Genomic DNA, 23031 nt, shown 5'->3' with positions numbered 1-23031 from the left:
CGCAACCCCCATGAAAATCACCCGCCTCACCACCTTCATCGTTCCGCCGCGCTGGTGCTTCCTCAAGATCGAGACCGACGAGGGCATCGTCGGCTGGGGTGAACCGGTGCTCGAAGGCCGCGCCCACACCGTGGCCGCCATGGTCGACGAGCTGTCGGATTACCTGATCGGCAAGGACCCGCGCCAGATCGAGGACCACTGGACCGTGATGTACCGCGCCGGCTTCTACCGCGGCGGCGGCATCCACATGAGCGCGCTCGCCGGCATCGACCAGGCGCTGTGGGACATCAAGGGCAAGGCGCTGGGCGTCAGCGTGTCGGACCTGCTCGGCGGCCAGGTGCGCGAGCGCATCCGCGTCTACAGCTGGATCGGCGGCGACCGGCCCAGCGACACCGCCGCCGCCGCCAAGGCGGCCGTGGACCGCGGCTTCACCGCGGTCAAGATGAACGGCACCGAAGAGCTGCAGTTCATCGACAGCCACGACAAGGTCGAGCGCTGCCTGGCCAACGTGGCCGCCGTGCGCGAAGCCGTGGGGCCGAACGTGGGCATCGGCGTGGACTTCCACGGCCGGGTGCACAAGCCCATGGCCAAGGTGCTGCTGCGCGAACTCGAACCCCACAAGCTCATGTTCGTGGAAGAGCCGGTGCTGAGCGAACACCACGAGGCGCTCAAGGAACTGGCCCACGTGGCGACCATGCCGATCGCACTGGGCGAGCGGCTGTACTCGCGCTGGAACTTCAAGCGCATCCTGTCCGAGGGCTATGTGGACATCATCCAGCCCGATCCGTCGCACGCCGGCGGCATCACCGAAACCCGCAAGATCGCGGCCATGGCCGAGGCCCACGACGTGGCGCTGGCGCTGCACTGCCCGCTGGGCCCCATCGCGCTGGCGGCCAACCTGCAGATCGACGCCGGCTGCTACAACGCCTTCATCCAGGAGCAGAGCCTGGGCATCCACTACAACGCGGCCAACGACCTGCTGGACTACGTGAGCAACCCCGAGGTGTTCGCCTACGAGGACGGCATGGTGAAGATCCCGACCGGCCCCGGCCTGGGCATCGAGGTCAACGAGGCCTATGTGCGCGAGCGCGCGGCCGAGGGCCACCGCTGGCGCAACCCGGTCTGGCGCCACAAGGACGGCAGCTTCGCCGAGTGGTGACCCGCGGCTCGCGGTGGTCCAGGTTCTGGCACAAGGCCATGCCCGACACCGAAGCAGATCCCACCAACAGGTCCCACAGACGGGCGCCGAGCGGGTGCGGCACAGGAACAGCCGCACAAATGAAAAAGCCTGCGCCGTTTCGGCAGCAGGCTTTTCAACAACCACAAGGGCTTTTTGGTAGGCCGTGTTGGGCTTGAACCAACGACCAAAGGATTATGAGTCCTCTGCTCTGACCAACTGAGCTAACGGCCCCCTCGTGCGAGCGCGATTGTAGAGGCTGGGCCGGCGCCTACTTGTTGTGGCTCAGCGCGTTGCTCACCAGCTTGGCGGTCACGTCGACGATCTGGATCATGCGTTCGTAGGACATGCGCTGCGGACCGATCACGCCCAGCGTGCCGACCACCTGGCCGTCCACCTCGTAGGGCGCGGTGACGACCGACAGGTCTTCGAAGGGCACGACCTGGCTTTCACCGCCAATGTAGATGCGCACGCCGTCGGCCTGGGCCGACACATCCAGCAGGCGCACCAGCTGGGTTTTCTGCTCGAACAGGTCGAACAGCCGGCGCAGGTTGCCCATGTCGCTGGAGAACTCGCTGACCGACAGCAGGTTGCGCTCGCCCGACACCACCACCTCGTCCTGGCCCGCGTCGGTGTCGGCACCGATTTCCACCGCCGCCTGCATCAGCCCCGCGATTTCGCCCCGCAGGGCTTCCAGTTCGGTCTTCAGGCGCGCGCGCACCTCTTCCATGGCCAGCCCAGCGTAGTGCGCATTGAGGAAATTCGCCGCCTCCAGCAGCTGGGTCTGCGTGAAGTTGACCTGGGTGTGGATGATGCGGTTCTGCACGTCGCCATCGGGCGAGACCAGGATGACCAGCACGCGCCGGTCGGACAGGCTGAGGAATTCGATGTGCCGGAACACCGACGCGCGGCGCGGCGCCATGACCACGCCGACGAACTGCGAGAGGCTCGACAGCATCTGCGCGGCGTGGCTGATGACGCGCTGTGGCTGGCCGGACTCGATGCCCGGCGTGGCGATGTCGGGCACCGGCGTCAGCGCATCGCGGCGCACGGTGAGCATGGTGTCGACAAACAGGCGGTAGCCGCGCGCGGTGGGGATGCGACCGGCCGAGGTGTGGGGGCTGGCGATCAGGCCGAGCTCCTCCAGGTCGCTCATCACGTTGCGGATGGTCGCGGGCGAGAGCTCCAGCCCCGCGGCCTTGGCCAGCGTGCGCGAGCCGACGGGCTGCCCGTCGGCGATGTATCGCTCGACGAGCGCCTTGAGCAGCAACTTGGAACGGTCATCCAACATAGGCCCATTTTACGGACGCGGCAGGCCCTGGCGCGCCCCGCCACACAAGGGTTTGCCTTTGCCTGCACGCCCGATGCGCTGTGTTGTAATTTGCGGATGAGCCACACCCCAAACGACAGCCCCCGTCTTTCGGGTCTGCGCTTCCCTCATGTGGCCATCGTGGGCAAGTACCAGGCCCCGGGCTCGCGCCACACGGTCGATGAGATCGCGCACTTCCTGCACGACCAGGGTTGCGATGTCTCGCTGGAACAGGACACGGCCCTCAACACCGGCTTGCTGCAATACCCCTCGCTCGACGTGCCCGCCATCGGCCGGTCCTGCCAGCTGGCGCTGGTGGTGGGTGGTGACGGGACGATGCTGGGCATCGGCCGTCAGCTGGCGCGTTACGGTGTGCCGCTGGTGGGCATCAACCAGGGGCGCCTGGGCTTCATCACCGACATCCCGATCGACAGCTACCGCGAGAAGCTCGACCCCATCCTGCATGGAGCCTACGAAGAGGACCCGCGCGCACTGATGGCCGCCAGCGTCTGGCGCGATGGCCGCTGCGTGTTTGAGGCCACCGCACTCAACGACGTGGTGGTCAACCGCGGCGGCGTGGCCAGCATGATCGAGCTGCGGGTCGAGGTGGACGGCCATTTCGTGGCCAACCAGCGCGCCGACGGCCTGATCATCGCCACCTCCACCGGATCGACCGCCTACGCCCTGTCGGCCGGCGGGCCACTGCTGCACCCCTCGGTCGGCGGCTGGGTGATGGTGCCGATCGCGCCGCACACGCTGTCCAACCGCCCCATCGTGCTGCCCTCGCACAGCGAGATCGCGGTGGAGATCGTCTCGGGCAAGGACGCCAGCGCCAACTTCGACATGCAGTCGCTCACCAGCCTGCTGCACGGCGACCGCATCGTGGTGCGCCGCTCCGAGCACACCCTGCGCCTGCTGCACCCCATCGGCTGGAGCTATTTCGACACCCTGCGCAAGAAGCTGCACTGGAACGAGGGGGCCTGATTCGCGGTCAGAATACGCGCATCTGTTCCGCCCCAACCGACGCGTTCCACACCCATGAGCCTCCGCCGCATCGCCCTGCGCGACTTCGTCATCGTCCCTGCGCTGGACCTTGATCTGGCCACGGGCTTCAGTGTGCTGACCGGCGAGACCGGCGCCGGCAAATCCATCCTCATCGACGCGCTGCAGCTGGCGCTGGGCGCCCGCGCCGACAGCGGTGTGGTGCGCGAAGGCGCGCCGCGCTGCGAGATCGCGGCCGAGTTCGACAGCCCGCCCGCGCTGGCAGCCTGGCTCGAAGAACAAGGTTTTGCGGTGGAAGACGCCCTGCTGCTGCGCCGCACGGTGGACACCGAGGGCCGCAGCCGGGCCTGGATCAACGGCAGCGCGGCCACCATGGCCCAGCTCAAGACCCTGGCCAATGAACTGGTGGACATCCACGGCCAGCACGCCTGGCAAAGCCTGACGCGCAGCGATGCCGTGCGCGCCCTGCTCGACGGATTCGGCCAGATCGACACCCGCGCCGCCGGGCAGGCCTGGGCGCAGTGGCGCCAGAAGCGCCAGGCGCTGGAGGACGCGAGCGCGCGCCAGGCCAGCCTGCAGCAGGACAGCGAGCGCCTGGCCTGGCAGATCGGTGAACTCGACAAGCTGGCGCCCGCCGCCGGCGAGTGGGATGAACTCAACGTCCAGCACAGCCGCCTGGCCCACGTCCAGGCCTTGCTGGACGCGGCCCAGCAGGCCGGCGCCGCGCTGGACGAAGACGAGCCCAGCGCGGCCGGCCTGATCCACCGCGCGCTCACGGCCCTGCAGGCGCAGGTCCACATCGAACCGCAGTTCGCCCAGCCGGTCGAAGCGCTGGAAGCCGCGCTGGCGCAGGTGCAGGACGCGGCGCACAGCGTGCTGCAGTACAGCCGCCACACCGAGCGGGACCCGGCCCGGCTGGACGCGCTGGACCAGCGCCTGGCCCTGTGGATGTCGCTGGCGCGGCGCTACCGCCGCCCGCCCGAAGAACTGGCCGAGCTGCTGGTGCAGTGGAAGACCGAGCTGGCCGCGCTGGACCAGGCGCTGGACCTGGCCAGCCTGCAACAGGCCGAACGCGAAGCGCGCAAGGCGCTGGACGCCGAACTCAAGACCCTGAGCGCGCAGCGCCAGAAGGCGGCCCCCCGGCTGGCCAAGGCCGTCACCGACATCATGCAGACCCTGGGCCTGCAGGGCGGGCGCTTCGACGTGGCACTGTCGCCGCTGGACGAGCCGCAGGCCCATGGCCGCGAGCAGATCGAATTCCTGGTCGCCGGACACGCCGGGGTGACGCCGCGCCCGGTGGGCAAGGTGGCCTCGGGCGGTGAGCTCTCGCGCATCGCGCTGGCCATTTCCGTGGTCACCAGCCGGCTGGGCCAGGCACCGACGCTGATCTTCGACGAGGTGGATTCGGGCATCGGCGGCGCCGTGGCGCACACCGTGGGCCAGTTGATGCGCCAGTTGGGGCTCGACCGCCAGGTGCTGGCCGTGACCCACCTGCCCCAAGTGGCCGCCTGTGCCGACCACCACCTGCTGGTGAGCAAACAGCGCAGCGGCGCACAGACCGTGAGCAGCGTGGCGCCGATCACCCACGAAGAGCGGGTGCGCGAGCTCGCCCGCATGCTCGGCGGCAACGAGCAGTCCGAAGTGTCCCTGGCCCACGCCCGCGAGCTGCTGACCGCATGAACACCGCCGCCCCCGCCACCATCGACCTGCTGCTGGTCACCGGCATGTCCGGCTCGGGCAAGTCGGTCGCGCTGACCGCCCTGGAAGACCTGGGCTACTACTGCGTGGACAACCTGCCGCCCGAGCTGCTGCAGCCCTTCATCGCCCTGGAGCAGAGCCACGGTGCGCGCAAGGTGGCGATTGCCATCGACGTGCGCAGCGCCGCGTCGCTGCCGGTGTTGCCCGAGCAACTCGACCTGCTGCGGCGGTCGCCCGGCCTGTCGGTGCAGCTGCGCATCGTGTTCATGGACGCGACCACCGACACGCTGGTGCGCCGCTTCTCCGAAACGCGGCGGCGCCACCCGCTGTCGCTGCACCACACCGACGACGACCGGCACCGCCTGCTGACCGACGCGATCGAGCACGAACGCGAACTGCTCAGCCAGCTGCGCGAACAGGCCAAGGTGATCGACACCAGCCTGCTGCTGCCGGCCCAGCTGCGCACCGAGATCAAGGACCTGATCGGGACCGCGCAGGCGGGCCTGACCCTGGTTTTCGAATCGTTCGCCTTCAAGCGCGGCATTCCCATCGACGCCGACTTCGTGTTCGACGTGCGCATGCTGCCCAATCCGCACTACGTGCCCGAGCTCAAACCCCTGACCGGGCTGGATGCACCGGTGGCCGACTACCTGGCCCGGCAGGCCGACGTGCAGCGCATGGAGCAGCAGATCACGCAGTTCCTGCAGCAGTGGTTGCCGCAAATGCAGGCCGACCACCGCAGCTATGTGACCGTGGCGGTGGGCTGCACCGGCGGGCAGCACCGGTCTGTCTACCTGGCCGAACGGCTGGGCGCGGCCTTCGGCGCCGACTGGGCCACCCGCGTGCGCCACCGCGAGGCCGCATCCTGGCCTGCGGCCAAACTGCGCAGCTGAAGCGGTCAGTCGGGCAAACGGTCCAGCAGCGTGCGCAACGGGGCGGGCAGGCCCACCCCCGGCAGGGCCGAACAGGCCACCCACTGGCCATCGGGCATCGGCGCAGGCGATGGCAGGTCCAGCAGCAGGGGATGCAGCCGCAGCTCGCGGTGCGTCAGGCTGTGCGCCACCGGCTCCAGCGGCACCACGGCATCGGGGTTCACACCCGGGGGCACGGCGGCCAGCGCTTCGGCCTCGCTGGCGAACACGGGCGTGCAGTGCAAACCGGCCCAGATGCCGCGCGTGGGCCGCCGCTGCAGCCAGACCTGGGGGTCACCCCCTCCCGAGGTGCGCAACAGCAGCAGCCACCAGCTTTCATGGCGGCGCTTGAGCGTGCGGGTCTTCACCGGGTATTTCGCCGTTTCGCCGGCCTCGGCCGCGCGGCACAACGTGCGCATGGGGCAGGCTTCGCAAGCGGGCCGGCTGCGGGAGCACAGTGTGGCGCCCAGGTCCATCAGGCCCTGGGTGTAGGCGGCCATGTCGTCGCCGGCAGGCGCCGTCGGCAACAAGGCTTGCGCCAGATCCCACAGCACCCGTTGCTGGGCAGGTTGTGCCACATCGCCGTCGAAGGCCAGCAGGCGTGTGAGCACGCGCCGCACATTGCCGTCGAGGATGGAAATGCGCTCGCCGTGGCAGAACGCCGCGATGGCCGCCGCGGTGGACGCGCCGATGCCCGGCAGCGTTTCCAGCGTGCGGGCGTCGGCCGGGAACAGACCGCCGTGTTCGGCCACCACCACCTGGGCGCAACGGTGCAGGTTGCGCGCCCGGCTGTAGTAGCCCAGGCCGCTCCACAGCGCCATCACCTCGTCCGGCGTGGCCTGCGCCAGCGTCCGCACATCGGGGAAACGGGCCAGAAAACGCGGGAAGTAGTTCAGCACGGTGCTGACCTGGGTCTGCTGCAGCATCACCTCGGACAGCCAGACGCGGTAGGAATCGCGCGTGCCCTGCCAGGGCAGGCCGTGCCGTCCGTCGCAGCGCTGCCAGGCGATCAGGCGCTCGGCAAAGCCCGCGGGCACTGGCGCGCCCGCCGCGGGGGTCGGGCCGCGGCTCATGCCGCGACGGCTTCGGCGCCCGGCGCGGGCTCGCGCTGCGGCGCGGCCAGCAGCTGGTCGGTCAGTTCGGAGAGTTTGGCGTCCATCAGGTGCAGCTGGGCCTGCTGCGACTGCAGTTCACGGATGCGTTCGTCCAGCCCACCCGCGGCCTGCTGGATGCGCGACACCGCCTCGATGCGGCGGCCAAAATTGCGACGGCGTTCGCGCAGCTGAGCGTCCAGCTGCGCCGCGGCGGACTTGTTCCACAGCTCCACCTCGTTGACCGCCGTTTCGAAGACCACGCGCAGGCGGCTCATGAGCGCACGCGCCAGCCGTTCGGCAAATTCCGGCTGCGCCAGGCGCAGCGCGTTGCCCAGGCTGAGGTACTGCAGGTGGCTTTTTTCGATCAGGGCCAGATCCTTGCCGTATTCCGCCAGCTTGGGCGGCGTCGGCGGTTGCAGCGAGAAGCCGTATTCGGCGTTCAGGTTCTTGAAGCTGCCTTCGAGCATGGACTGGATCTCGCCGGCCAGCCGGTCGGCATGGGCCAGGTCGGCCCCCAGGCGCTCGAAGGTCTGGCCGTAGGCGCGGCGCACCCCCAGCTTGATGCCGGGTTGCTTGAGCGCGCGGGCCAGGCCGGTCACCGCGTCCTTCAGGTGCGTGGTGCTGAGCATGGCGAACAGGTCCTTGAGCAGCCGCAGGTGCACCGAACGCACCGCCTGGATCTTGGCGCCGCTGGCGTCGAAGTCGGCCTGCTCCTGCTCGATGCGCAGGCGCATCTGCTTGATCGTGCCGGCGTTCTTGCCGCGCAGGCCTTCGAGTTCCTGGATCTGCTCGACCAGGTCGCGGGCCCGCGTGTGCACCAGGCGCCCGGTTTCCTGGCGCAGCGCCTGCATGCCGTTGGCCACAGCCGCACCCAGGATCTTGCGGCGCTGGCCCAGCAAGCCCTGCCCCAGCGCGGTTTCCAGCTCCATCAGGTTGCTGGCCTTCAACAGCAGGTCGTCGCGGTTGACCTTGGCCAGCAGGCCCTTTTGCGCCGAGACGGCCAGCACCTGCAGCGGCGAGAGGCCCAGGATGTCGGCCGAGTCGGTGCGCTGCGAGGCGATCTGCAGCTGCACCTGTTCGGGCGAGCTCAGCGCGTCCCACATGGTGTCGATCTTGTTGAGCACCACCAGGCGCGCCTCCTGGCCCTGGCCCAGCGTGGCCAGGTGCTGGCGCCAGATGGTCAGGTCGGACTTGGTCACCCCCGTGTCGGCCGCCAGGATGAACACCACCGCGTGCGCCTGCGGCAGCAGGCTCACCGTCAGCTCGGGTTCGGCGCCGATGGCGTTGAGCCCCGGCGTGTCCAGGATCACCAGACCCTGCTTGAGCAACGGGTGCGCCATGTTGATCAGCGCGTGGCGCCACTTGGGCACCTCGATCAGGCCGTCGCTGCCCAGCGGCGGGTTGTCGTCGGGCGTTTCCTCGTCCCAGAACCCCAGGGAAGTGGCTTCGGCCGGCGTCACGCGGCGCACCTCGGCCACTTTCTGGATGGCGCGCGCGAGCTGCTGCGGGTCGTTCACGTCCAGGTTCACACGCTCCCACTTGTCGGGGGCGTTGCGCCAGTCCATCAGCGACTGCGGCTGCAGGCGCGTCTCGATCGGCAGCAGGCGCAGGCAGGGCGGCACCTCGGCGTCGTAGCCCAGCTCGGTCGGGCACATGGTGGTGCGCCCGGCGCTGGCCGGCATGATGCGCCGGCCGTAGCCGGCAAAAAATACCGCGTTGATCAGCTCGGACTTGCCACGCGAGAACTCGGCCACGAAGGCCACCGTGATCTTGTCGTTCTTGACCTGGGCGTGCAGCTGGTCCAGCCGCTCGCGCACCCCGGCTTCGAGCAGGTCGTGATCGCTCAGCCACTCCGACAGGAGTTTCAGGCGCAGCGCAAACTGCTTGCGCCATGCGCCGTGTTCGTCGAATTCCTGGTTGAAGCTCATGGGCCGGTTCTTCGGGTTCGGGTTTCCATAGTATCGGCGCACGCTCAGGGCTTTTGGCACTGCGGACAGTAAAACGTCGAGCGTTGCCCCTGGCGGATGCCCTTGATGGGGGATCCGCAGACCCGGCAGGGCTGCCCCTCCCGGCCATACACCATGGCGTCGAGCTGAAAGTAACCGCTTTCGCCCCGGGCACTGGAAAAATCACGCAAGGTGCTGCCGCCCAGCGCCAGCGCCTTCTGCAACACCCCCACGATGGCCCCGTGCAGGCGCAGCGCGCGCGGGCGGCTGAGGCGGTCGGCGCGCAGCGTGGGCCGGATGCCGGCCAGGAACAGGGCTTCGGACGCGTAGATGTTGCCCACCCCCACCACGATGTCACCGGCCAGCAGCACCTGCTTGATGCTGACGCGCCGCTGGCGCAGCGCTTCGTGGAAGCGCAGCGGTTCGAAGCCCGCCTCCAGCGGCTCCACCCCCAGCCCGCCCAGCAGCTTGCTCGCCACCGGATCGTCGACCGCATCGGCGTGCACCACGGCGCCGAAACGGCGCGGGTCGTGCAGGCGCAGGCATCCCCGGCTGGTGTCCAGTTCAAAGTGATCGTGCACGCCGCGCGGCGGCAGCTGCTCGGCAAACTGCAGGCTGCCCGACATGCCCAGATGCATCAGCAGCAGGCCCTGGTCCAGGTGGATCAGCAGGTATTTGCCCCGGCGCGAGACGGACCGCACCGTGCGGCCCACCAGCGCCTGCGGCTCGCAGCCCAGCGGCCAGCGCAGCGGTTTCCCCAGTTGCACACCCCGCACCTGGGCGCCCGCGATGCGGTCGGCAAAGCTGCGGCGGGTCACTTCCACTTCGGGCAATTCGGGCATGGGCGGCGTCTTTTGAGGGGCATCCACCGGAACGATCCGGGGGCATGGGCATCACACCAGGCGAGCCCAAACCCTTCCATTATCATGACCCGATGAACACCTTGCACCGCCCCGCCCACCCGGCCACAGGGCGTTTTCGCGCCGCATCGCCGGTGATCGCCGCCCTGCTGGGCAGCGTGCTGATGACGCTGTCGTGGGCAGCACCGGCGCAGACCGCGGCGGTTGACGCCGCCACCCCCGACGCGGCAGCCGAGCCGGTGGTCAACTCCAAACTCAACGCCCCGCTGTTCTACCAGCTGCTGCTCGGCGAAATGCAGGTGAACGCGGGCGAGGCGGGTGCCGGCTATTCGCTGATCCTGGACGCCGCACGCAAGCAGCGCGACGGCCTGCTCTACCGGCGCGCGGTCGAGGTGGCGCTGCAGGCCCGTTCGGGTGAGGCCGCGCTGACCGCGGCCCAGGCCTGGGCACAGGCCCTGCCCGAATCGGTGGATGCCCACCGCTTCGAGTTGCAGATCCTGCTGGCCCTGAACCGCCCCGGTGAAACCGCGCCGGTGCTGCGCACCCTGCTCGAGCGCAGCAATGCGGCCGAACGCGACGGCGTCATCAGCGCCATCCCGCAGACCTATGCCCGCGTCAGCGACAAGGCGCTGGCCCTGCGCGTGGTGCGCGAAGCCCTGGCCGGCGCGCTCAAACAGCCCGAACACAGCGCCACCGCCTGGACCACGCTGGGCCGCATGGAACTGGCCAGCGACCGGCCCGAGCAGGCGCTGGCCGCCGCCCGCACCGGACAGGCCGCCGACCCGGCATCGCCCTACCCCGCCTTGCTGGCACTGGAACTCATGGAACGTGGCCAGGCCAGCGCGGAAGACCTGGTCAAGGCCCACCTGCAAACCGCACCGCGCAGCACGCCCGAAGGGACGCCCAATGTGCAGCTCGCCTACGCCCGCATCCTGCTGGACCTGCAGCGCAACACCGACGCCCGCGCCCAGCTGGTCCAGCTGACGGCGCAACAGCCCGAGCTGCCCGAGCCCTGGTTGCTGCTGGGCACCGTGCAGGTGCAAGACAGCGACCTCGGCGCGGCCACCCGATCCCTGCAGACCTACATGGGCCTGGCCCGCCAGTCGGGCGACGAGCGCAGCGCGCGCGGTCTGACACAGGCCTACCTGCTCATGGCGCAGATCGCCGAAAAGCAAAAAGACTACGCCGCGGCCAACGCCTGGCTGGACCGCATCGAAAACGCCAGCGACATCATGGCCGCCCAGATGCGTCGCGCGTCGCTGCTGGCCAAGCAGGGCCAGCTGGCGCAGGCCCGCGCCCTGCTGCGCAACCAACCCGAACGCCGACCGGAAGACGCCCGCCTGAAGCTCGCCGCCGAAGCCCAGCTGCTGCGCGACATGAAAGCCTGGCAACAGGCCTTCGATGTCTATGGCGAAGCGGTGGCCCGGTTCCCCGACGATGGCGACCTGCTCTACGACCAGGCCACCATGGCCGAAAAAGCCGGCAAGCCGGATGTCATGGAACAGCTGCTGCGCCGCCTGATCGCGCTCAAGCCCGACTACCACCACGCTTACAACGCGCTGGGTTATTCGTTCGCCGACCGCGGCGTGCGCCTGCCCGAAGCCAAGCAGCTGATCGAAAAGGCGGTGGAACTCGCCCCCCAGGACGCCTACATCCAGGACAGCCTGGGCTGGGTGGAATTCCGCCTGGGCAACGCACCACGCGCCCTGTCCATCCTGCAGGCGGCCTACCGCCAGCGGCCAGACGCCGAAATCGCCGCCCACCTGGGCGAAGTGTTGTGGACCGGCGGCCAGCGCGAACAGGCCCTGAAGATCTGGCGTGAAGGCCTGCTGCTGGCCAACGACAACGAAACCCTGCAGTCCACGCTCAAACGCCTGCGCGTCAAACCATGAATGTTCCCCTTGCGTGGCTCGCCACCCGTCGGCTGGCGCTGGTGGGGTGCGGGGTGCTGCTCACGGCATGCGCCACACCCCGCGCGCCCACGCCCGGCCAGGCGCACTGGAGTGGCCGCCTCGCGGTGCAGGTGGCGAGCACGCCGCCGCAGTCCTTTTCGGCCGGTTTTGACCTGACCGGCTCGCCCGACGCCGGCGAGCTCGCCCTCACCACACCGCTCGGCAACACGGTGGCCACCGTGGTCTGGTCCCCCGGCTCGGCCGAGCTGCGCCAGGGCGAGCAGACCACCCGCCGCGCCAGCCTGGACGAACTGACCACCGAACTGGGCGGTACGGCACTGCCCGTGTCGGCGCTGTTTGCCTGGCTGAGCGGCCAGCCCCACAGCACCCAGGGCTGGACGGCCGACCTCTCGCGCCAGGCCGAAGGCCGCATCACCGCCCGCCGCACCGACCCCGCCCCCAGCGCCGAACTGCGCATCGTCTTCCAGCCATGACCCACGCCACCCCGGGCGAGCCCGTGCAACAGCTGCGCGACGTGCCCGCCCCCGCCAAGCTCAACCTGTTCCTGCACATCACCGGCCGCCGGCCCGACGGTTACCACCTGCTGCAATCGGTGTTCATGCTGATCGACTGGTGCGACACCCTGCACTTCGAACGGCGGCACGATGGTGTCGTCCGGCGCATCGACAGCCGGCCCGGCGCGCTGCCCGAGGTGGACCTGACAGTGCGCGCAGCGCGCGCGCTGCAACAGGCCACCGGCTGCGCGTGGGGCGCCGACATCACATTGGACAAACACATCCCGGCCGAGGCCGGCATGGGCGGCGGATCGTCCGACGCCGCCTCCTGCCTCATCGCACTCAACCGCCTGTGGGGTCTGGGCCTGTCGCGCCAGGCGCTCGCGGACATCGGGCTGCAACTGGGCGCCGATGTGCCGTTTTTTATCGGCGGCCACAACGCGTGGGTCGAGGGCGTGGGCGAACAACTGACCCCGGTTCGCCTGCCGCCGGCGCGCTTTGTTGTGGTCAAACCACCCGTCGGCGCCTCCACTCAGCGCATTTTTACGTCACCAGATCTGCAACGCGCCACAAAAACCGCTATAATCCAAGGCTTTGCTGCAAACGACACGGTTGAAAACGATGGTTTGCGTGAACTGAACCTCCAGGCCCTGCTTGAAGGCGGTCACAACGATCTTCAACCGGTGGCGCAGGCGCTCTGCCCCCCAGTGGGGCAATGCATTCGGTGGCTGGAAAGCCAAGGTCTGCAAGGGCGCATGACCGGTTCGGGTACAGCGGTGTTCGCTCCCATGTGGACACCGCAGACTCTGACCGACGCTCCGGGCGACTGGATCGTTCGCGAATGCAGCAACATGGATGCACATCCATTGCTGGACTGGTGTTCCGGGTAGAATCCGGATCGCTCATCAGCCAGGCAGTTGATGCGCAACCTGCGACAAGTTTGAGGTGGTCTGTCCGACAGCTGTTGAACAGGCCTCCTGCGTAGGGGAGTCGCCAAGTTGGTAAAGGCACTGGATTTTGATTCCAGCATGCGAGGGTTCGAGTCCTTCCTCCCCTGCCAGATTTTTTTGACACACAGCACAAGAGACAGGCCGCGAGACATTCCGTTGAGCGGCCTCTTTTTTCGCCATTGACGCCGCCGGGATCGCCATGCACGACATGAACACATCCAACGTCCAGCCACCGGATTTCATGATCTTCACCGGCAACGCCAACCCCGTGTTGGCCGCCGAGATCGCGCAACACCTCAACACCCAGCTCGGTTCGGCCAATGTTGGCCGTTTCTCCGACGGTGAGGTCACGGTGGAGATCACCCAGAACGTGCGTGCCCGCCACGTGTTCGTGATCCAGTCGACCTGTGTGCCGACCAACGACAACCTGATGGAACTGCTGATCATGGTCGACGCGCTCAAGCGCGCTTCGGCCGAGCGCATTTCCGCGGTCATCCCCTATTACGGCTACGCCCGCCAGGACCGCCGTCCGCGTTCGAGCCGCGTGCCCATCACCGCCAAGGTGGTGGCCAACATGCTGCAGACCGTGGGCGTGGACCGCGTGCTGACCATGGACCTGCACGCCGACCAGATCCAGGGTTTCTTCGACATCCCGGTGGACAACATCTACGCCTCGCCGGTGCTGCTGGGCGACCTGCGCGAGAAAAATTACAACGACCTGATGGTGGTGTCGCCCGACGTCGGCGGCGTGGTCCGCGCCCGCGCGCTGGCCAAGCAGCTGGGCTGCGACATGGCCATCATCGACAAGCGCCGCCCCAAGCCGAACGTCTCGGAAGTGATGCACGTGATCGGCGACATCGAAGGCCGCAACTGCGTGATCATGGACGACATGATCGACACCGCCGGCACGCTGGTCAAAGCCGCCGAGGTGCTCAAGGAGCGCGGTGCCAAGCACGTGTACGCCTACTGCACGCACCCCATCTTCTCCGGCCCCGCCATCGACCGCATCGCCAAGGGCAATGCGCTGGACGAGGTGGTCGTGACCAACACCATTCCCCTGTCGCAGGCCGCCCAGGCCTGCAACAAGATCCGCCAGCTCTCCGTGGCGTCGCTGATGGCCGAAACCATCGCGCGCATCGCTTCGGGCGAGTCGGTCATGAGTTTGTTCGCCGATCAGGACGGTCTGTTCTGACGCAACAAAAAGCAGGCTGCACCGTGTGGTGCGGCCTTTTTCAAACCGAGGCGTTCTGGTCGCGGAACCCCTCAACAGGAGTCAGTCATGCAATTTGTCGCTTTTGAGCGCGCCAAGCAGGGTACGGGTGCGAGCCGCCGTCTGCGCATCACCGGTCGCGCGCCCGGTATCGTTTTTGGTGGCGCTGCCGCCGCGGCCACGATCGAACTCGATCACAACGCCCTGTGGCACGCCCTGAAGAAGGAAGCCTTCCACGCCTCCATCCTGGACATGGAAGTGAACGGCAAGGTCGAGAAAGTGCTGCTGCGCGATGTGCAGTACCACCCCTACAAGCCCATGGTCCTGCACGTGGACTTCCAGCGCGTGGACGAAAAGACCCGCCTGCACAAGAAGGTGCCGCTGCACTTCGTGGGCGCAGAGAACTCGCCGGCCGTCAAGAACGACCGTTGCGTGATCAACCACGTCGTGACCGAAATCGAAATCGAATGCCTGGCCATGCAGCTGCCCGAGTTCATCGAAGTGAACCTGAGCGCGGTTGAAAAGGGCGCAACCCTGCACACCGGCGACATCCAGCTGCCTGCCGGCGTGAAGATCGTGACGCACGGTCGCAAGAGCATCACCATCGCCACCGTCGTCGAGCCGGTGGAAGAAGTGGTGGCCGCTCCCGTGGTCGCCGCTGCGGACGACAAGAAAAAGGGCAAGGGCAAGAAGTGATTCTTGCTGCCGGGTGCTCAGCCACCCGGTCTGCCTGCCCAAGGGCCCGCTGTGCGGGCCCTTTTTCTTTGGGGCGCCCATCGACACGCCCCCGATAATCCGACGCCATGATCAAACTCATCGCAGGCCTGGGCAACCCCGGCCCTGAATACGAACAGACCCGCCACAACGCCGGCTTCTGGTTTGTGGACGAGGCGGCGCGCATCCTCAAGACCTCGCTGCAGATGGAGCGCGGCCACTTCGGCCTGGTGGCGCGCGCCAACGTGGGCGGTCAGAGCGTGTGGCTGGTCGAGCCCCAGACCTTCATGAACCTCTCGGGCAAGTCGGTCGCCTCGCTGGCGCGCTTCTTCAAGATCGCGCCCGAAGAAGTGCTGGTGGTGCACGACGAACTGGACCTGCCCCCCGGCGAAGCCAAGCTCAAGAAGGGTGGCGGGCACGCGGGCCACAACGGCCTGCGCGACATCCACGCCCAGCTGGGCAGCCCGGATTACTGGCGGCTGCGCATCGGCATCGGCCACCCGGGCAACAAGAACGAGGTGGCGAACTGGGTGCTCAAGAAGCCGTCACCCGACGACCGCATCGCGATTGCGCAGTCGCTGGACCGCGCCCTCAAGGCGCTGCCGCAGCTGATCGCCGGCGAGATGGACAAGGCCACGGCGCTGATCCACACCAGCAAACCGCCGCGCCCCAAGCCACCCAAGCCGGTGGCGGCGGCCGCACCCGCTCAGGCGTCGGAAGGCGGCAACAGCACCGGACCGGGCGACGCCAGCGACTGACCGGCCGCCTGCAGGCGCTGGTACTTCTGCCACAGCGTCTCGTGGTTTTCGGTGTGGGCCGGATCGACGGGGATGCACTCGACCGGGCAGACCTGCACGCACTGCGGCTCGTCGAAATGCCCCACGCATTCGGTGCAGCGGTGGGGGTCGATCTGGTAGAAGTCCTCGCCCATCGAGATCGCCTGGTTGGGGCACTCGGGCTCGCAGACGTCGCAGTTGATGCACTCGGCGGTGATCATCAGGGCCATGGTTGCTCCTCAGGCCTGCAGAGGACGTGGGGTCAGGCGAACGGCCACACCCGGGCTGACCATCTGCGACACGTCGCCGCCGAGCGTGGCGATCTCGCGCACCAGAGTGCTGGAGATGCATTGCAGCTCGGCCTGCGGCAACAGGAACACGGTTTCCACCGACGGCAGCAGCTTGCGGTTCATGGCCGCCATCTGGGCCTCGTAATCGAAGTCGGTCAGGTTGCGGATGCCGCGCACCACGGCGCAGGCGCCCTGCTGGCGGCAGAAATCCATGATCAGGCCGTCAAAGGGCAGCACGCGCACGGGCAAACCGCTCAGCGCCTCGGCGGCCATGGCCATGCGCTCCTGCAGCGCAAAACGCGTCTTCTTGTGGTGGGCAATGGCCACCGCCAGGATCAGTTCGTCGAACAGGCCGGCGGCGCGGCGCACCACGTCTTCATGGCCCAAGGTGAGCGGGTCGAAAGTGCCGCTGTAGACGGCGATGCGGCGGGCGGAGGCGGCGGGAGCGGACATGGCCGGGATTATCGGCCAAGGCCCGCGTCCACCCGCGCAGCGCGGGTGCAAGTCACTGCGGCGGCAGGGGCTGCAGCAGGTGGAAATGCACCACGCCCGCCTTGCCCTGGCGGTGCAGCTGCAGGCCCAGCTGGGCGAGTTCGTCGCCGGTCCAGGCGCGTGGGGCTTCGAGGTAGATCAGGCCCTGCTCGCCCAGGGCCTGGCGCGCGGCCAGCAGCGCGGCGTTGAACAGGGCCGGATTGCCGTCGTCGCCAAACGGCGGGTCGAGGAACACCACGTCCAGCGCCTGCCCGCGCCGCTGCTGCAGCGCGGCCACGCCGTCGCCGCGCTCCACCCGCACGGCATCGGCTTTCAGGCGGGTCTTGAGGGCGCTCAAGGTCTTGACCAGCGCGCCGTCGTTTTCCACCAGCAGCACCTCGGCCGCGCCGCGCGACGCGGCTTCCAGACCCAGGGCGCCAGTGCCGGCAAACGCGTCCACACAGCGCAGGCCCGTCAGGTCCTGGCCCAGCCAGTTGAACAGGGTCTCGCGCACGCGGACGGGCGTGGGGCGCAGGCCCGGCAACGCGGCCACCGGCAGCGGCGTGCGCTTCCACTGACCGCCGATGATGCGCACCTCCTGCGGGGCGTTCACGGTCGGGCGGCGGGTGATGGCGGGCTTTTTCATCGCAGGGCCGCCCCCAAGATGAAAAACGCCCCCTGGGGGGCAGCGACCCGCGAAGCGGTGGAGCGTGGGGGGGCACAAATCTTCATGGCGTGGACTGTAACGCGGCCAGGCCGTCGGGAAGATGACGTTTCACAAGCGCTGCTCATCGCGCGCCCAGCACCACCGTGACCATGCGCTGGGGTTGCAGCACGCGCTGGAAGGCGCGGCGGATGTCGGCCGTGCTCACGCGCTGCACCTGTGCGGTCCAGCCGTCCAGGTAGTCCAGCGGCAGGCCGTACCAGGCAATGTTGGCAACGTTGTCCAGCAGCTTGCGGTTGCTGTCGATGCGCAGCGCAAAACCGTTGACCAGGAAGGCCTTGGCCGCCTGCAGCTCGGCCTCGGTCGGGCCGTCGACCACGAAGCGCTGCACCACCTCGCGTGCAACGGCCAGGGCCTGCTCGGCCTGGTCGGGCCGGGTCGTCAGCCCGAGCTGGAAGGCACCGGCCTGTAGGCCGGGCGCGAAGTAGCTGTAGACGCTGTAGCTCAGGCCGCGTTTTTCGCGCACCTCGGTCGTCAGGCGCGACACGAACCCGCCGCCGCCCAGGATGTAGTTGCCCACGAAAAGCGGGAAAAAGTCCGGGTCGTTGCGGGCCATGCCGGGCTGGCCCACCAGCACCTGGGCCTGCGCCGCGTCGAAGGGGATGCGTTGCTCGACCGCGGCCGCCAGCGGCGCCACATCGGGCACCGCGGGCAGGGTCTCGCAGCCGTGTGGCGCGATCGCCGCCATGAGCTGGGCCACGATGCGTTCGGCACCCGCGCGGTCGGTGGCGCCGACCAGCACCACCTGCGCGCGGCAGGCGGCCACGTGGCGGCGGTAGAAGGCCTGCATGGCGGCGGTGTCGATGGCCGCCAGCGTTGGCGGCGTGGTCTCGCGGCCATAGGGGTGGTCGCCGTACACGGCCCGAGCAAAGGCGCGGCCGGCGTGGGTGGCGGGCTGGGTCTGGGCTTCCTGCCAGGCGGCCAACATGCGTGCGCGGTCGCGCTGCCAGACCGCGTCGGGCCAGGCCGGGGCCGCGAGCTGGCGCGCAGCCAGGGCCACCGCGCGCTGCAGCAGGTCGGGCCGGGTGAGGCTGCGCAGCGACAGGCTGAAACGCTCGCCGCTGGCACTGGCGCCGAAACTGGCGCCCAGGTCGGCCCAGGCTTCGGACAGCTGGTTTTCGTCCAGCGCGGGCGCGGTGCCCTGCGCGGCCACGCCGGCGGTCAGCAGGTCGGCGGTGACGCTGGCCAGACCCGCCTGCGCGGCCGGGTCGCGGCGGCTGCCGCCGTCCAGGTCGACCTGCACGTCCAGCATGGGGATGGACGGGCTCTCGACCAGGTACACGCGGGCGCCGCTGGCGTGCATCCAGTGCTGGATGGGGATGGCGGCCTGTGCCCACACGGGCAGGATCACCAGCGCCAGCAGCGCGAGGGCTTTTGTGAACATGGGCATGGGATCGGGTTCAGTGGCGCGAGAGCGCCGGGCGCGGGCCGGCGGGTGCCCCGGTGCGGGGGCGGGTCGCGTCGGGCACCAGCACGCCGGTGGTCAGGCGTTCGTCGCCGAACAGGCGCTGCGCGACCGACTGCACCTGCTCGGCCGTCACCGCCTGCAGGCGGGCCATGAGCTGCGGGCCGGCGTCCACGTCCCAGCCGGCCACCCAGTGGCTGCCCAGCTCCTGGGCCTGGTTGAAGACGGAGTCGAGCTTGTAGGTTTCGCTGGCGGTCCATTGGGTCTTCACGCGCTGCAGCTCCGCCGCGCTGATGCCCTCGCGCGCGACGCGGGCCAGCTCCGCCTTGAGCGCGGCGATCACCTGCTCGGGCGCCACACCGGCGGCGGGCACGGCCGTCAGGGTGAACACCTGCGGTCCACGGCCGCCGAGGCCATAGGACGCGCCCACGCTGTCGGCCAGGCGCGGCCCGGTGCTGCCCTGCACCAGGGCCCGGTCCAGCCGGTTGACACCGTAGCCGTCGAGCACGGCGGACAACACCGTCAGGGCCAGGGCGTCCTGGCTGCCCGCGTCCTGTGCCTCGGGCGAGGCCAGTACCGGCATCTGCCAGGCCAGGGCCACCAGAGCCTGTTCGGTGGCGGCGCGAAACGCCATCTGGCGCGGCCCCTGCTGCACCACCTCGTCGCGCGGTTTGCGCCCGGACACGGCCCGCGCCGGGATGCGACCGTAGAGGGACTCGGCCAGCGCGCGCACGCGGTCCACGTCCACATCGCCGGCGATCACCACCGCCGCGTTGGCCGGCACGTACCAGCGGCGGTAGAAGTCGCGCGCCTCCTGCGGCGTGAGCGCATCGAGGTCGCTCATCCAGCCGATGACGGGGCGGCGGTAGGGACTGGTCTGTAACACGGTGGCGGTGAAACTCTCGAAGAAGCGCGCGCGGGGCGACTCCTCGGTGCGCTGGCGCCGCTCTTCCTTCACCACCGCCAGCTCTTTTCGGAACTCTTCGTCGCTCCACTGGTTGCGCGCAAAGCGATCGGCTTCGAGGCGCATCACCGCTTCGAGGTGCTGGCTGGCCAGCTGCTGGTGGTAGGCGGTGGCGTCGCGGCTGGTGAAGGCGTTTTCGCGCCCACCCAGTGCCGCCACGCGGCGCGAGAACTCACCCGGTTTCAGGTCGGGCGTGCCCTTGAACATCATGTGTTCCAGCACATGGGCCACGCCCGTGGTGCCGTCCACCTCGTCCATGGCGCCCACCCGCACCCACAGCATGTGGGCCACCGTGGGTGCGCGGCGGTCGGGCTGCACGATCAACGTCATGCCGTTGGACAGGGTGAAGCGTTGCGGGCCGGGCGCGGCGGCCAGGGCGACGGTGGTGCCCAGCAACAGGAAGCCGGCCGCCCAACCGCGCACGACACCGAGGTGAAAGGGGCGTTTCATAGAATGGGGACGATACAAGAGATTCCCACATGTTCTCGTTCTTCCGCAAGAAACCCCCCGCCCCCCCACCCGCCGAGCCCAGCGCCGCCCCAGTACCCGCTGCGGTGTCTGCCGCTGCACCCGCGGCGGTACCTGCCACTTCGGCCCCCGCACCTATCGCCCCGCCGACGGTCGCCGCGGTTGTAATGCCCGCCCCAGTGCCCGCCGCGCCCGCACCAGCCCCCGAACGCAAGGGCTGGCTGGACAAGCTCAAGGCCGGCCTGCGCAAGACCGGATCGAGCATCGCCACCGTCTTCACCGGCACGCAGATCGACGACGCGCTTTACGAAGAGCTGGAGACCGCGCTGCTGATGGCCGACACCGGCGTCAAGGCCACCGAACACCTGCTGGCCGACCTGAAGAAGCGCGTGAAGGACAACAAGACCACCGACCCGGCCGCCGTCAAGGGCCTGCTGGCCGACGCCATTGCCGAGCTGCTGGCCCCGCTGCAGAAACCGCTCGTGATCGGCGAGCACAAGCCCACGGTCATCATGGTCGCGGGCGTCAACGGCGCGGGCAAGACCACGTCGATCGGCAAGCTCACGCGCCACCTGGCCAACGAAGGCGCCAGCGTGCTGCTGGCCGCGGCCGACACCTTCCGCGCCGCCGCGCGCGAGCAGCTGGCCGTCTGGGCCGACCGCAACACGGTGGAAATCATCACGCAGGAAGGCGGCGACCCGGCTGCCGTGAGCTTTGACGCGGTGAGCGCCGGCAAGGCGCGCGGCAAGGACGTGGTGCTGGTGGACACGGCCGGCCGCCTGCCGACGCAGCTGCACCTGATGGAAGAGCTGAAAAAGATCAAGCGCGTGGTGCAGAAGGCCGACGCCACGGCCCCGCACGAGGTGCTGCTGGTCATCGACGGCAACACCGGCCAGAACGCGCTGATGCAGGTCAAGGCGTTTGACGAGGCGCTGGGCCTCACCGGCCTGGTCATCACCAAGCTCGACGGCACGGCCAAGGGCGGCGTGGTCTGCGCCATCGCGCGCGAGCGGCCGGTGCCGATCTACTTCATCGGCGTCGGTGAAAAGCTGGAAGACCTGGAAACCTTTGACGCGAAAGAATTCGCGCAGGCACTGCTGAACTGAAGGGTATGGCCCCCACGCTCCGCCGCTGCGCGGGTCGCTGCCCCCCAAGGGGGCTGGGCCTGCCTTGGGGCGGCCCGGCGGCTGGCCCGTTGCCCCCACGCTCAGCCACCGCGCGGGTCGCTACCCCCGAGGGGAGCGTTTCAGGCTCGGGGCAGCCCGGCGACTGAAACCTGCCCCACGATCACCCGCGGCGCAGGTCCTTATTCGTCTTCCGTGTAAGCGCGCCACTGCTTCATGGCGTTGCGCATGGTCAGCACCTGGCGCTCGAAGGTCGGGCAGGCCTGGCACATGGCCATGTGCAGCCGCAGGGCCAGGCGTTCGAGCAGCGGGAGCGCACGGTCTTCCCGGGCGATCACCAGGGCGGTGACTTCCTTGCAGGTCCGGCGCAACGGGTAGGTGGCTTTCATCGGGTCTGTGGCGTTTGAAACCAGTTCAGTTCCAGGCATTCGCGCAGGCGCAGGCGGGCGCGGTGCAGCTGGACGTACAGGTTGGTCGGGGTCAGTGCCAGCTCCTTACAGATCTCCTCGCTCGACATCTCCAGCCATTCGCGCATGAGGAACAGGCGCCCCTGCGCGGCGGGCAGCTGGTGGGTGCAGGCCTCCAGGATCGCCATGAACTGCCGGCTTTTCAGGTCCTGCTCGGGGTTGCCCCAGTCGGCGGGCTTCTCGGCGAAGTGGCCTTCGGCCTTGAAGGGCATGTGTTCCAGCGGGTCGGCGCGGTCGTCGTCCGAACCGCTGTCCAGCGCCACCTCGCGCCCGCGCTGGCGCAGCAGGTCCACGATCTTGTGCTTGAGGATGCCCACCAGCCAGGTGCGCAGCTGCGAGCGCGCCTCAAAGGCCTGGGGTCTGGCCAGCGCGGCCAGCAGGGTCTCGGACACCACGTCCTCGGCCCAGGCTTCGTTGCGCAACTGCAGTCGGGCGAACTTCAGCAGGTAGCCGCGGGCATCGGCCAGCTGGGTGTTGAAGTCGGGGATGGCGGTGTTCATGGCTGGTGGGGGTTGGGGCGAGTGTAGGGTGGAGCCGCCATCCGGCGATGGGTTCCCGCCGGCCGCGGCCTCGGCAAAGCCGGTCTTCGCGTCGCACCAGTGTGGCGACTCCACTATTTTTCAACCGCGCTGTAAGAAGCCGAGGGCTCGCCAGACTCAAGTTCAACCGGTGCGGTTTCATGTCGAGGCCCCGGTTTCAACCCCAACAGGAGCCACCACCATGAACCAACGCACCATGATCACCGCCGCCGCCACGTCGCTGATGTCCCTCGCCCTGCTCTCTTCGCCGGCCCTGGCGCAGAACGGCGCCAAGGAAAAATGCTTCGGCATCGCCAAAGCCGGCCAGAACGACTGCGCCAACCTCTCGGGCTCGCACTCCTGCGCCGGTCAGGCCAAGGTGGACAACGGCCAGGACGAGTGGAAATACGTGGCCGCCGGCACCTGCAAGACCATGAAAGGCATGAGCATGGACGAAGTCAAAGGCGGGATGATGAAGAAAGACGACATGCAGAAAATGGACGAGCAGATGAAGAAAGACGAGATGATGAAAAAGGGCTGATCCAC

General features: G+C 68.7%; 23 protein-coding genes and 2 tRNA genes. 13 read left to right on the top strand and 12 right to left on the bottom strand.

Annotation, left to right across the window (positions count from 1 at the left end; genetic code table 11):
- Positions 1-10: 10 nt before the first annotated feature.
- Positions 11-1159 (top strand): galactonate dehydratase, encoded by a 1149-nt coding sequence (gene dgoD / locus RMP09_RS02565; RefSeq protein ID WP_310564441.1) that lies wholly within the window; start codon positions 11-13, stop codon positions 1157-1159.
- Positions 1160-1334: 175 nt separating this feature from the next.
- On the opposite strand, the gene RMP09_RS02560 is transcribed toward dgoD, so the two are convergent.
- Both RMP09_RS02560 and hrcA read right to left on the bottom strand, forming a co-directional pair.
- Positions 1335-1411, bottom strand: a tRNA-Ile gene (locus tag RMP09_RS02560).
- A 37-nt stretch (positions 1412-1448) separates the two neighbouring features.
- Positions 1449-2468, bottom strand: coding sequence for a heat-inducible transcriptional repressor HrcA (gene hrcA / locus RMP09_RS02555; protein WP_310564440.1), 1020 nt, complete (start codon positions 2466-2468; stop codon positions 1449-1451).
- 96 nt (positions 2469-2564) lie between these two features.
- Here hrcA and RMP09_RS02550 point away from each other — a divergent pair, with 96 nt between their 5' ends.
- The 3 genes from RMP09_RS02550 to rapZ are packed head-to-tail and all read left to right on the top strand — an operon-like array spanning position 2565 to position 6079.
- A complete protein-coding gene (locus RMP09_RS02550; protein ID WP_310564439.1) occupies positions 2565-3470 on the top strand; it encodes an NAD kinase in 906 nt (301 codons plus the stop codon).
- Positions 3471-3524: 54 nt separating this feature from the next.
- A complete protein-coding gene (gene recN, locus RMP09_RS02545; RefSeq protein WP_310564438.1) occupies positions 3525-5168 on the top strand; it encodes a DNA repair protein RecN in 1644 nt (547 codons plus the stop codon).
- A complete protein-coding gene (rapZ, locus tag RMP09_RS02540) occupies positions 5165-6079 on the top strand; it encodes an RNase adapter RapZ (protein WP_310564437.1) in 915 nt (304 codons plus the stop codon). The genes recN and rapZ overlap by 4 nt, the downstream gene beginning before the upstream one ends.
- A 5-nt stretch (positions 6080-6084) precedes the next feature.
- On the opposite strand, the gene mutY is transcribed toward rapZ, so the two are convergent.
- From mutY to mutM, 3 genes are read right to left on the bottom strand one after another with little or no spacing between them, the layout of a single operon-like run.
- Positions 6085-7170, bottom strand: a complete 1086-nt coding sequence (mutY, locus tag RMP09_RS02535; protein ID WP_310564436.1) for an A/G-specific adenine glycosylase — start codon at positions 7168-7170, stop codon at positions 6085-6087.
- Positions 7167-9119: a dynamin family protein gene (locus RMP09_RS02530; RefSeq protein ID WP_310564435.1), complete on the bottom strand. Its 1953-nt coding sequence runs from the start codon at positions 9117-9119 to the stop codon at positions 7167-7169. The genes mutY and RMP09_RS02530 overlap by 4 nt, the downstream gene beginning before the upstream one ends.
- Positions 9120-9163: 44 nt before the next feature.
- Positions 9164-9979, bottom strand: coding sequence for a bifunctional DNA-formamidopyrimidine glycosylase/DNA-(apurinic or apyrimidinic site) lyase (gene mutM, locus RMP09_RS02525; RefSeq protein ID WP_310564434.1), 816 nt, complete (start codon positions 9977-9979; stop codon positions 9164-9166).
- Positions 9980-10071: 92 nt separating this feature from the next.
- Between mutM and RMP09_RS02520 the strand changes: the two genes are divergently transcribed.
- The 7 genes from RMP09_RS02520 (at position 10072) to pth (ending at position 16036) form a co-directional block, all read left to right on the top strand.
- Complete coding sequence (locus tag RMP09_RS02520; protein ID WP_310564433.1) at positions 10072-11889, top strand: tetratricopeptide repeat protein; 1818 nt, start codon at positions 10072-10074, stop codon at positions 11887-11889.
- Positions 11886-12383 carry an outer membrane lipoprotein LolB gene (locus RMP09_RS02515; protein ID WP_310564432.1) on the top strand — a complete coding sequence of 166 codons (498 nt, stop codon included), beginning with the start codon at positions 11886-11888 and terminating at the stop codon, positions 12381-12383. Before RMP09_RS02520 ends, RMP09_RS02515 begins: the two co-directional genes overlap by 4 nt.
- Positions 12384-12406: 23 nt before the next feature.
- Entirely contained in the window at positions 12407-13294 is an 888-nt protein-coding gene (gene ispE, locus RMP09_RS02510; RefSeq protein ID WP_310564459.1) for a 4-(cytidine 5'-diphospho)-2-C-methyl-D-erythritol kinase, read from the top strand.
- 93 nt (positions 13295-13387) lie between these two features.
- A tRNA-Gln gene (locus RMP09_RS02505) sits at positions 13388-13464 on the top strand.
- A 98-nt stretch (positions 13465-13562) separates the two neighbouring features.
- On the top strand, positions 13563-14546 hold the full coding sequence (locus RMP09_RS02500; RefSeq protein ID WP_310564431.1) for a ribose-phosphate pyrophosphokinase: 984 nt from the start codon (positions 13563-13565) through the stop codon (positions 14544-14546).
- A gap of 87 nt (positions 14547-14633) precedes the next feature.
- On the top strand, positions 14634-15260 hold the full coding sequence (locus tag RMP09_RS02495) for a 50S ribosomal protein L25/general stress protein Ctc (RefSeq protein WP_310564430.1): 627 nt from the start codon (positions 14634-14636) through the stop codon (positions 15258-15260).
- Positions 15261-15367: 107 nt separating this feature from the next.
- The gene (gene pth / locus RMP09_RS02490; RefSeq protein WP_310564429.1) at positions 15368-16036 is read left to right on the top strand and encodes an aminoacyl-tRNA hydrolase; all 669 of its coding nucleotides are present in this window, start codon (positions 15368-15370) and stop codon (positions 16034-16036) included.
- Here the strand turns inward: pth and RMP09_RS02485 are convergent.
- From RMP09_RS02485 to RMP09_RS02465, 5 genes are all read right to left on the bottom strand, one after another.
- Positions 15985-16284, bottom strand: a complete 300-nt coding sequence (locus tag RMP09_RS02485; protein WP_310564428.1) for a YfhL family 4Fe-4S dicluster ferredoxin — start codon at positions 16282-16284, stop codon at positions 15985-15987. The two genes, pth and RMP09_RS02485, sit on opposite strands and share 52 nt — an antisense overlap.
- 9 nt (positions 16285-16293) lie before the next feature.
- Positions 16294-16797 (bottom strand): pantetheine-phosphate adenylyltransferase, encoded by a 504-nt coding sequence (gene coaD / locus RMP09_RS02480; protein ID WP_310564427.1) that lies wholly within the window; start codon positions 16795-16797, stop codon positions 16294-16296.
- 52 nt (positions 16798-16849) lie between these two features.
- Positions 16850-17461, bottom strand: coding sequence for a 16S rRNA (guanine(966)-N(2))-methyltransferase RsmD (gene rsmD, locus RMP09_RS02475; protein WP_310564426.1), 612 nt, complete (start codon positions 17459-17461; stop codon positions 16850-16852).
- A gap of 142 nt (positions 17462-17603) precedes the next feature.
- On the bottom strand, positions 17604-18923 hold the full coding sequence (locus RMP09_RS02470) for a pitrilysin family protein (RefSeq protein WP_310564425.1): 1320 nt from the start codon (positions 18921-18923) through the stop codon (positions 17604-17606).
- A 16-nt stretch (positions 18924-18939) separates the two neighbouring features.
- Positions 18940-20358, bottom strand: coding sequence for a pitrilysin family protein (locus RMP09_RS02465; protein ID WP_310564424.1), 1419 nt, complete (start codon positions 20356-20358; stop codon positions 18940-18942).
- A 29-nt stretch (positions 20359-20387) separates the two neighbouring features.
- Here RMP09_RS02465 and ftsY point away from each other — a divergent pair, with 29 nt between their 5' ends.
- Complete coding sequence (gene ftsY / locus RMP09_RS02460; RefSeq protein WP_310564423.1) at positions 20388-21482, top strand: signal recognition particle-docking protein FtsY; 1095 nt, start codon at positions 20388-20390, stop codon at positions 21480-21482.
- A 200-nt stretch (positions 21483-21682) separates the two neighbouring features.
- Here the strand turns inward: ftsY and RMP09_RS02455 are convergent, their stop codons facing one another.
- On the bottom strand, positions 21683-21889 hold the full coding sequence (locus RMP09_RS02455) for a zf-HC2 domain-containing protein (protein ID WP_310564422.1): 207 nt from the start codon (positions 21887-21889) through the stop codon (positions 21683-21685).
- Positions 21886-22467, bottom strand: coding sequence for a sigma-70 family RNA polymerase sigma factor (locus tag RMP09_RS02450; RefSeq protein WP_310564421.1), 582 nt, complete (start codon positions 22465-22467; stop codon positions 21886-21888). Before RMP09_RS02450 ends, RMP09_RS02455 begins: the two co-directional genes overlap by 4 nt.
- 220 nt (positions 22468-22687) lie before the next feature.
- Here RMP09_RS02450 and RMP09_RS02445 point away from each other — a divergent pair, with 220 nt between their 5' ends.
- A complete protein-coding gene (locus tag RMP09_RS02445) occupies positions 22688-23026 on the top strand; it encodes a DUF2282 domain-containing protein (RefSeq protein ID WP_310564420.1) in 339 nt (112 codons plus the stop codon).
- Positions 23027-23031: the final 5 nt, after the last annotated feature.

This window comes from Hydrogenophaga sp. (genome assembly GCF_031426985.1).
Taxonomy (GTDB): domain Bacteria; phylum Pseudomonadota; class Gammaproteobacteria; order Burkholderiales; family Burkholderiaceae_C; genus Hydrogenophaga.
The sequence above is the reverse complement of the archived record's forward strand: the minus strand, read 5'-3'. Positions and strand labels throughout refer to the sequence as shown.

What these genes read in the sequence shown, in the direction of transcription:
- dgoD (WP_310564441.1), top strand. Translation starts at nt 11, where the DNA reads ATGAAAATCACCCGCCTCACCACCTTCATCGTTCCGCCGCGCTGGTGC.
- hrcA (WP_310564440.1), bottom strand. Translation starts at nt 2,468, where the DNA reads ATGTTGGATGACCGTTCCAAGTTGCTGCTCAAGGCGCTCGTCGAGCGA.
- RMP09_RS02550 (WP_310564439.1), top strand. Translation starts at nt 2,565, where the DNA reads ATGAGCCACACCCCAAACGACAGCCCCCGTCTTTCGGGTCTGCGCTTC.
- recN (WP_310564438.1), top strand. Translation starts at nt 3,525, where the DNA reads ATGAGCCTCCGCCGCATCGCCCTGCGCGACTTCGTCATCGTCCCTGCG.
- rapZ (WP_310564437.1), top strand. Translation starts at nt 5,165, where the DNA reads ATGAACACCGCCGCCCCCGCCACCATCGACCTGCTGCTGGTCACCGGC.
- mutY (WP_310564436.1), bottom strand. Translation starts at nt 7,170, where the DNA reads ATGAGCCGCGGCCCGACCCCCGCGGCGGGCGCGCCAGTGCCCGCGGGC.
- RMP09_RS02530 (WP_310564435.1), bottom strand. Translation starts at nt 9,119, where the DNA reads ATGAGCTTCAACCAGGAATTCGACGAACACGGCGCATGGCGCAAGCAG.
- mutM (WP_310564434.1), bottom strand. Translation starts at nt 9,979, where the DNA reads ATGCCCGAATTGCCCGAAGTGGAAGTGACCCGCCGCAGCTTTGCCGAC.
- RMP09_RS02520 (WP_310564433.1), top strand. Translation starts at nt 10,072, where the DNA reads ATGAACACCTTGCACCGCCCCGCCCACCCGGCCACAGGGCGTTTTCGC.
- RMP09_RS02515 (WP_310564432.1), top strand. Translation starts at nt 11,886, where the DNA reads ATGAATGTTCCCCTTGCGTGGCTCGCCACCCGTCGGCTGGCGCTGGTG.
- RMP09_RS02500 (WP_310564431.1), top strand. Translation starts at nt 13,563, where the DNA reads ATGAACACATCCAACGTCCAGCCACCGGATTTCATGATCTTCACCGGC.
- RMP09_RS02495 (WP_310564430.1), top strand. Translation starts at nt 14,634, where the DNA reads ATGCAATTTGTCGCTTTTGAGCGCGCCAAGCAGGGTACGGGTGCGAGC.
- pth (WP_310564429.1), top strand. Translation starts at nt 15,368, where the DNA reads ATGATCAAACTCATCGCAGGCCTGGGCAACCCCGGCCCTGAATACGAA.
- RMP09_RS02485 (WP_310564428.1), bottom strand. Translation starts at nt 16,284, where the DNA reads ATGGCCCTGATGATCACCGCCGAGTGCATCAACTGCGACGTCTGCGAG.
- coaD (WP_310564427.1), bottom strand. Translation starts at nt 16,797, where the DNA reads ATGTCCGCTCCCGCCGCCTCCGCCCGCCGCATCGCCGTCTACAGCGGC.
- rsmD (WP_310564426.1), bottom strand. Translation starts at nt 17,461, where the DNA reads ATGAAAAAGCCCGCCATCACCCGCCGCCCGACCGTGAACGCCCCGCAG.
- RMP09_RS02470 (WP_310564425.1), bottom strand. Translation starts at nt 18,923, where the DNA reads ATGTTCACAAAAGCCCTCGCGCTGCTGGCGCTGGTGATCCTGCCCGTG.
- RMP09_RS02465 (WP_310564424.1), bottom strand. Translation starts at nt 20,358, where the DNA reads ATGAAACGCCCCTTTCACCTCGGTGTCGTGCGCGGTTGGGCGGCCGGC.
- ftsY (WP_310564423.1), top strand. Translation starts at nt 20,388, where the DNA reads ATGTTCTCGTTCTTCCGCAAGAAACCCCCCGCCCCCCCACCCGCCGAG.
- RMP09_RS02455 (WP_310564422.1), bottom strand. Translation starts at nt 21,889, where the DNA reads ATGAAAGCCACCTACCCGTTGCGCCGGACCTGCAAGGAAGTCACCGCC.
- RMP09_RS02450 (WP_310564421.1), bottom strand. Translation starts at nt 22,467, where the DNA reads ATGAACACCGCCATCCCCGACTTCAACACCCAGCTGGCCGATGCCCGC.
- RMP09_RS02445 (WP_310564420.1), top strand. Translation starts at nt 22,688, where the DNA reads ATGAACCAACGCACCATGATCACCGCCGCCGCCACGTCGCTGATGTCC.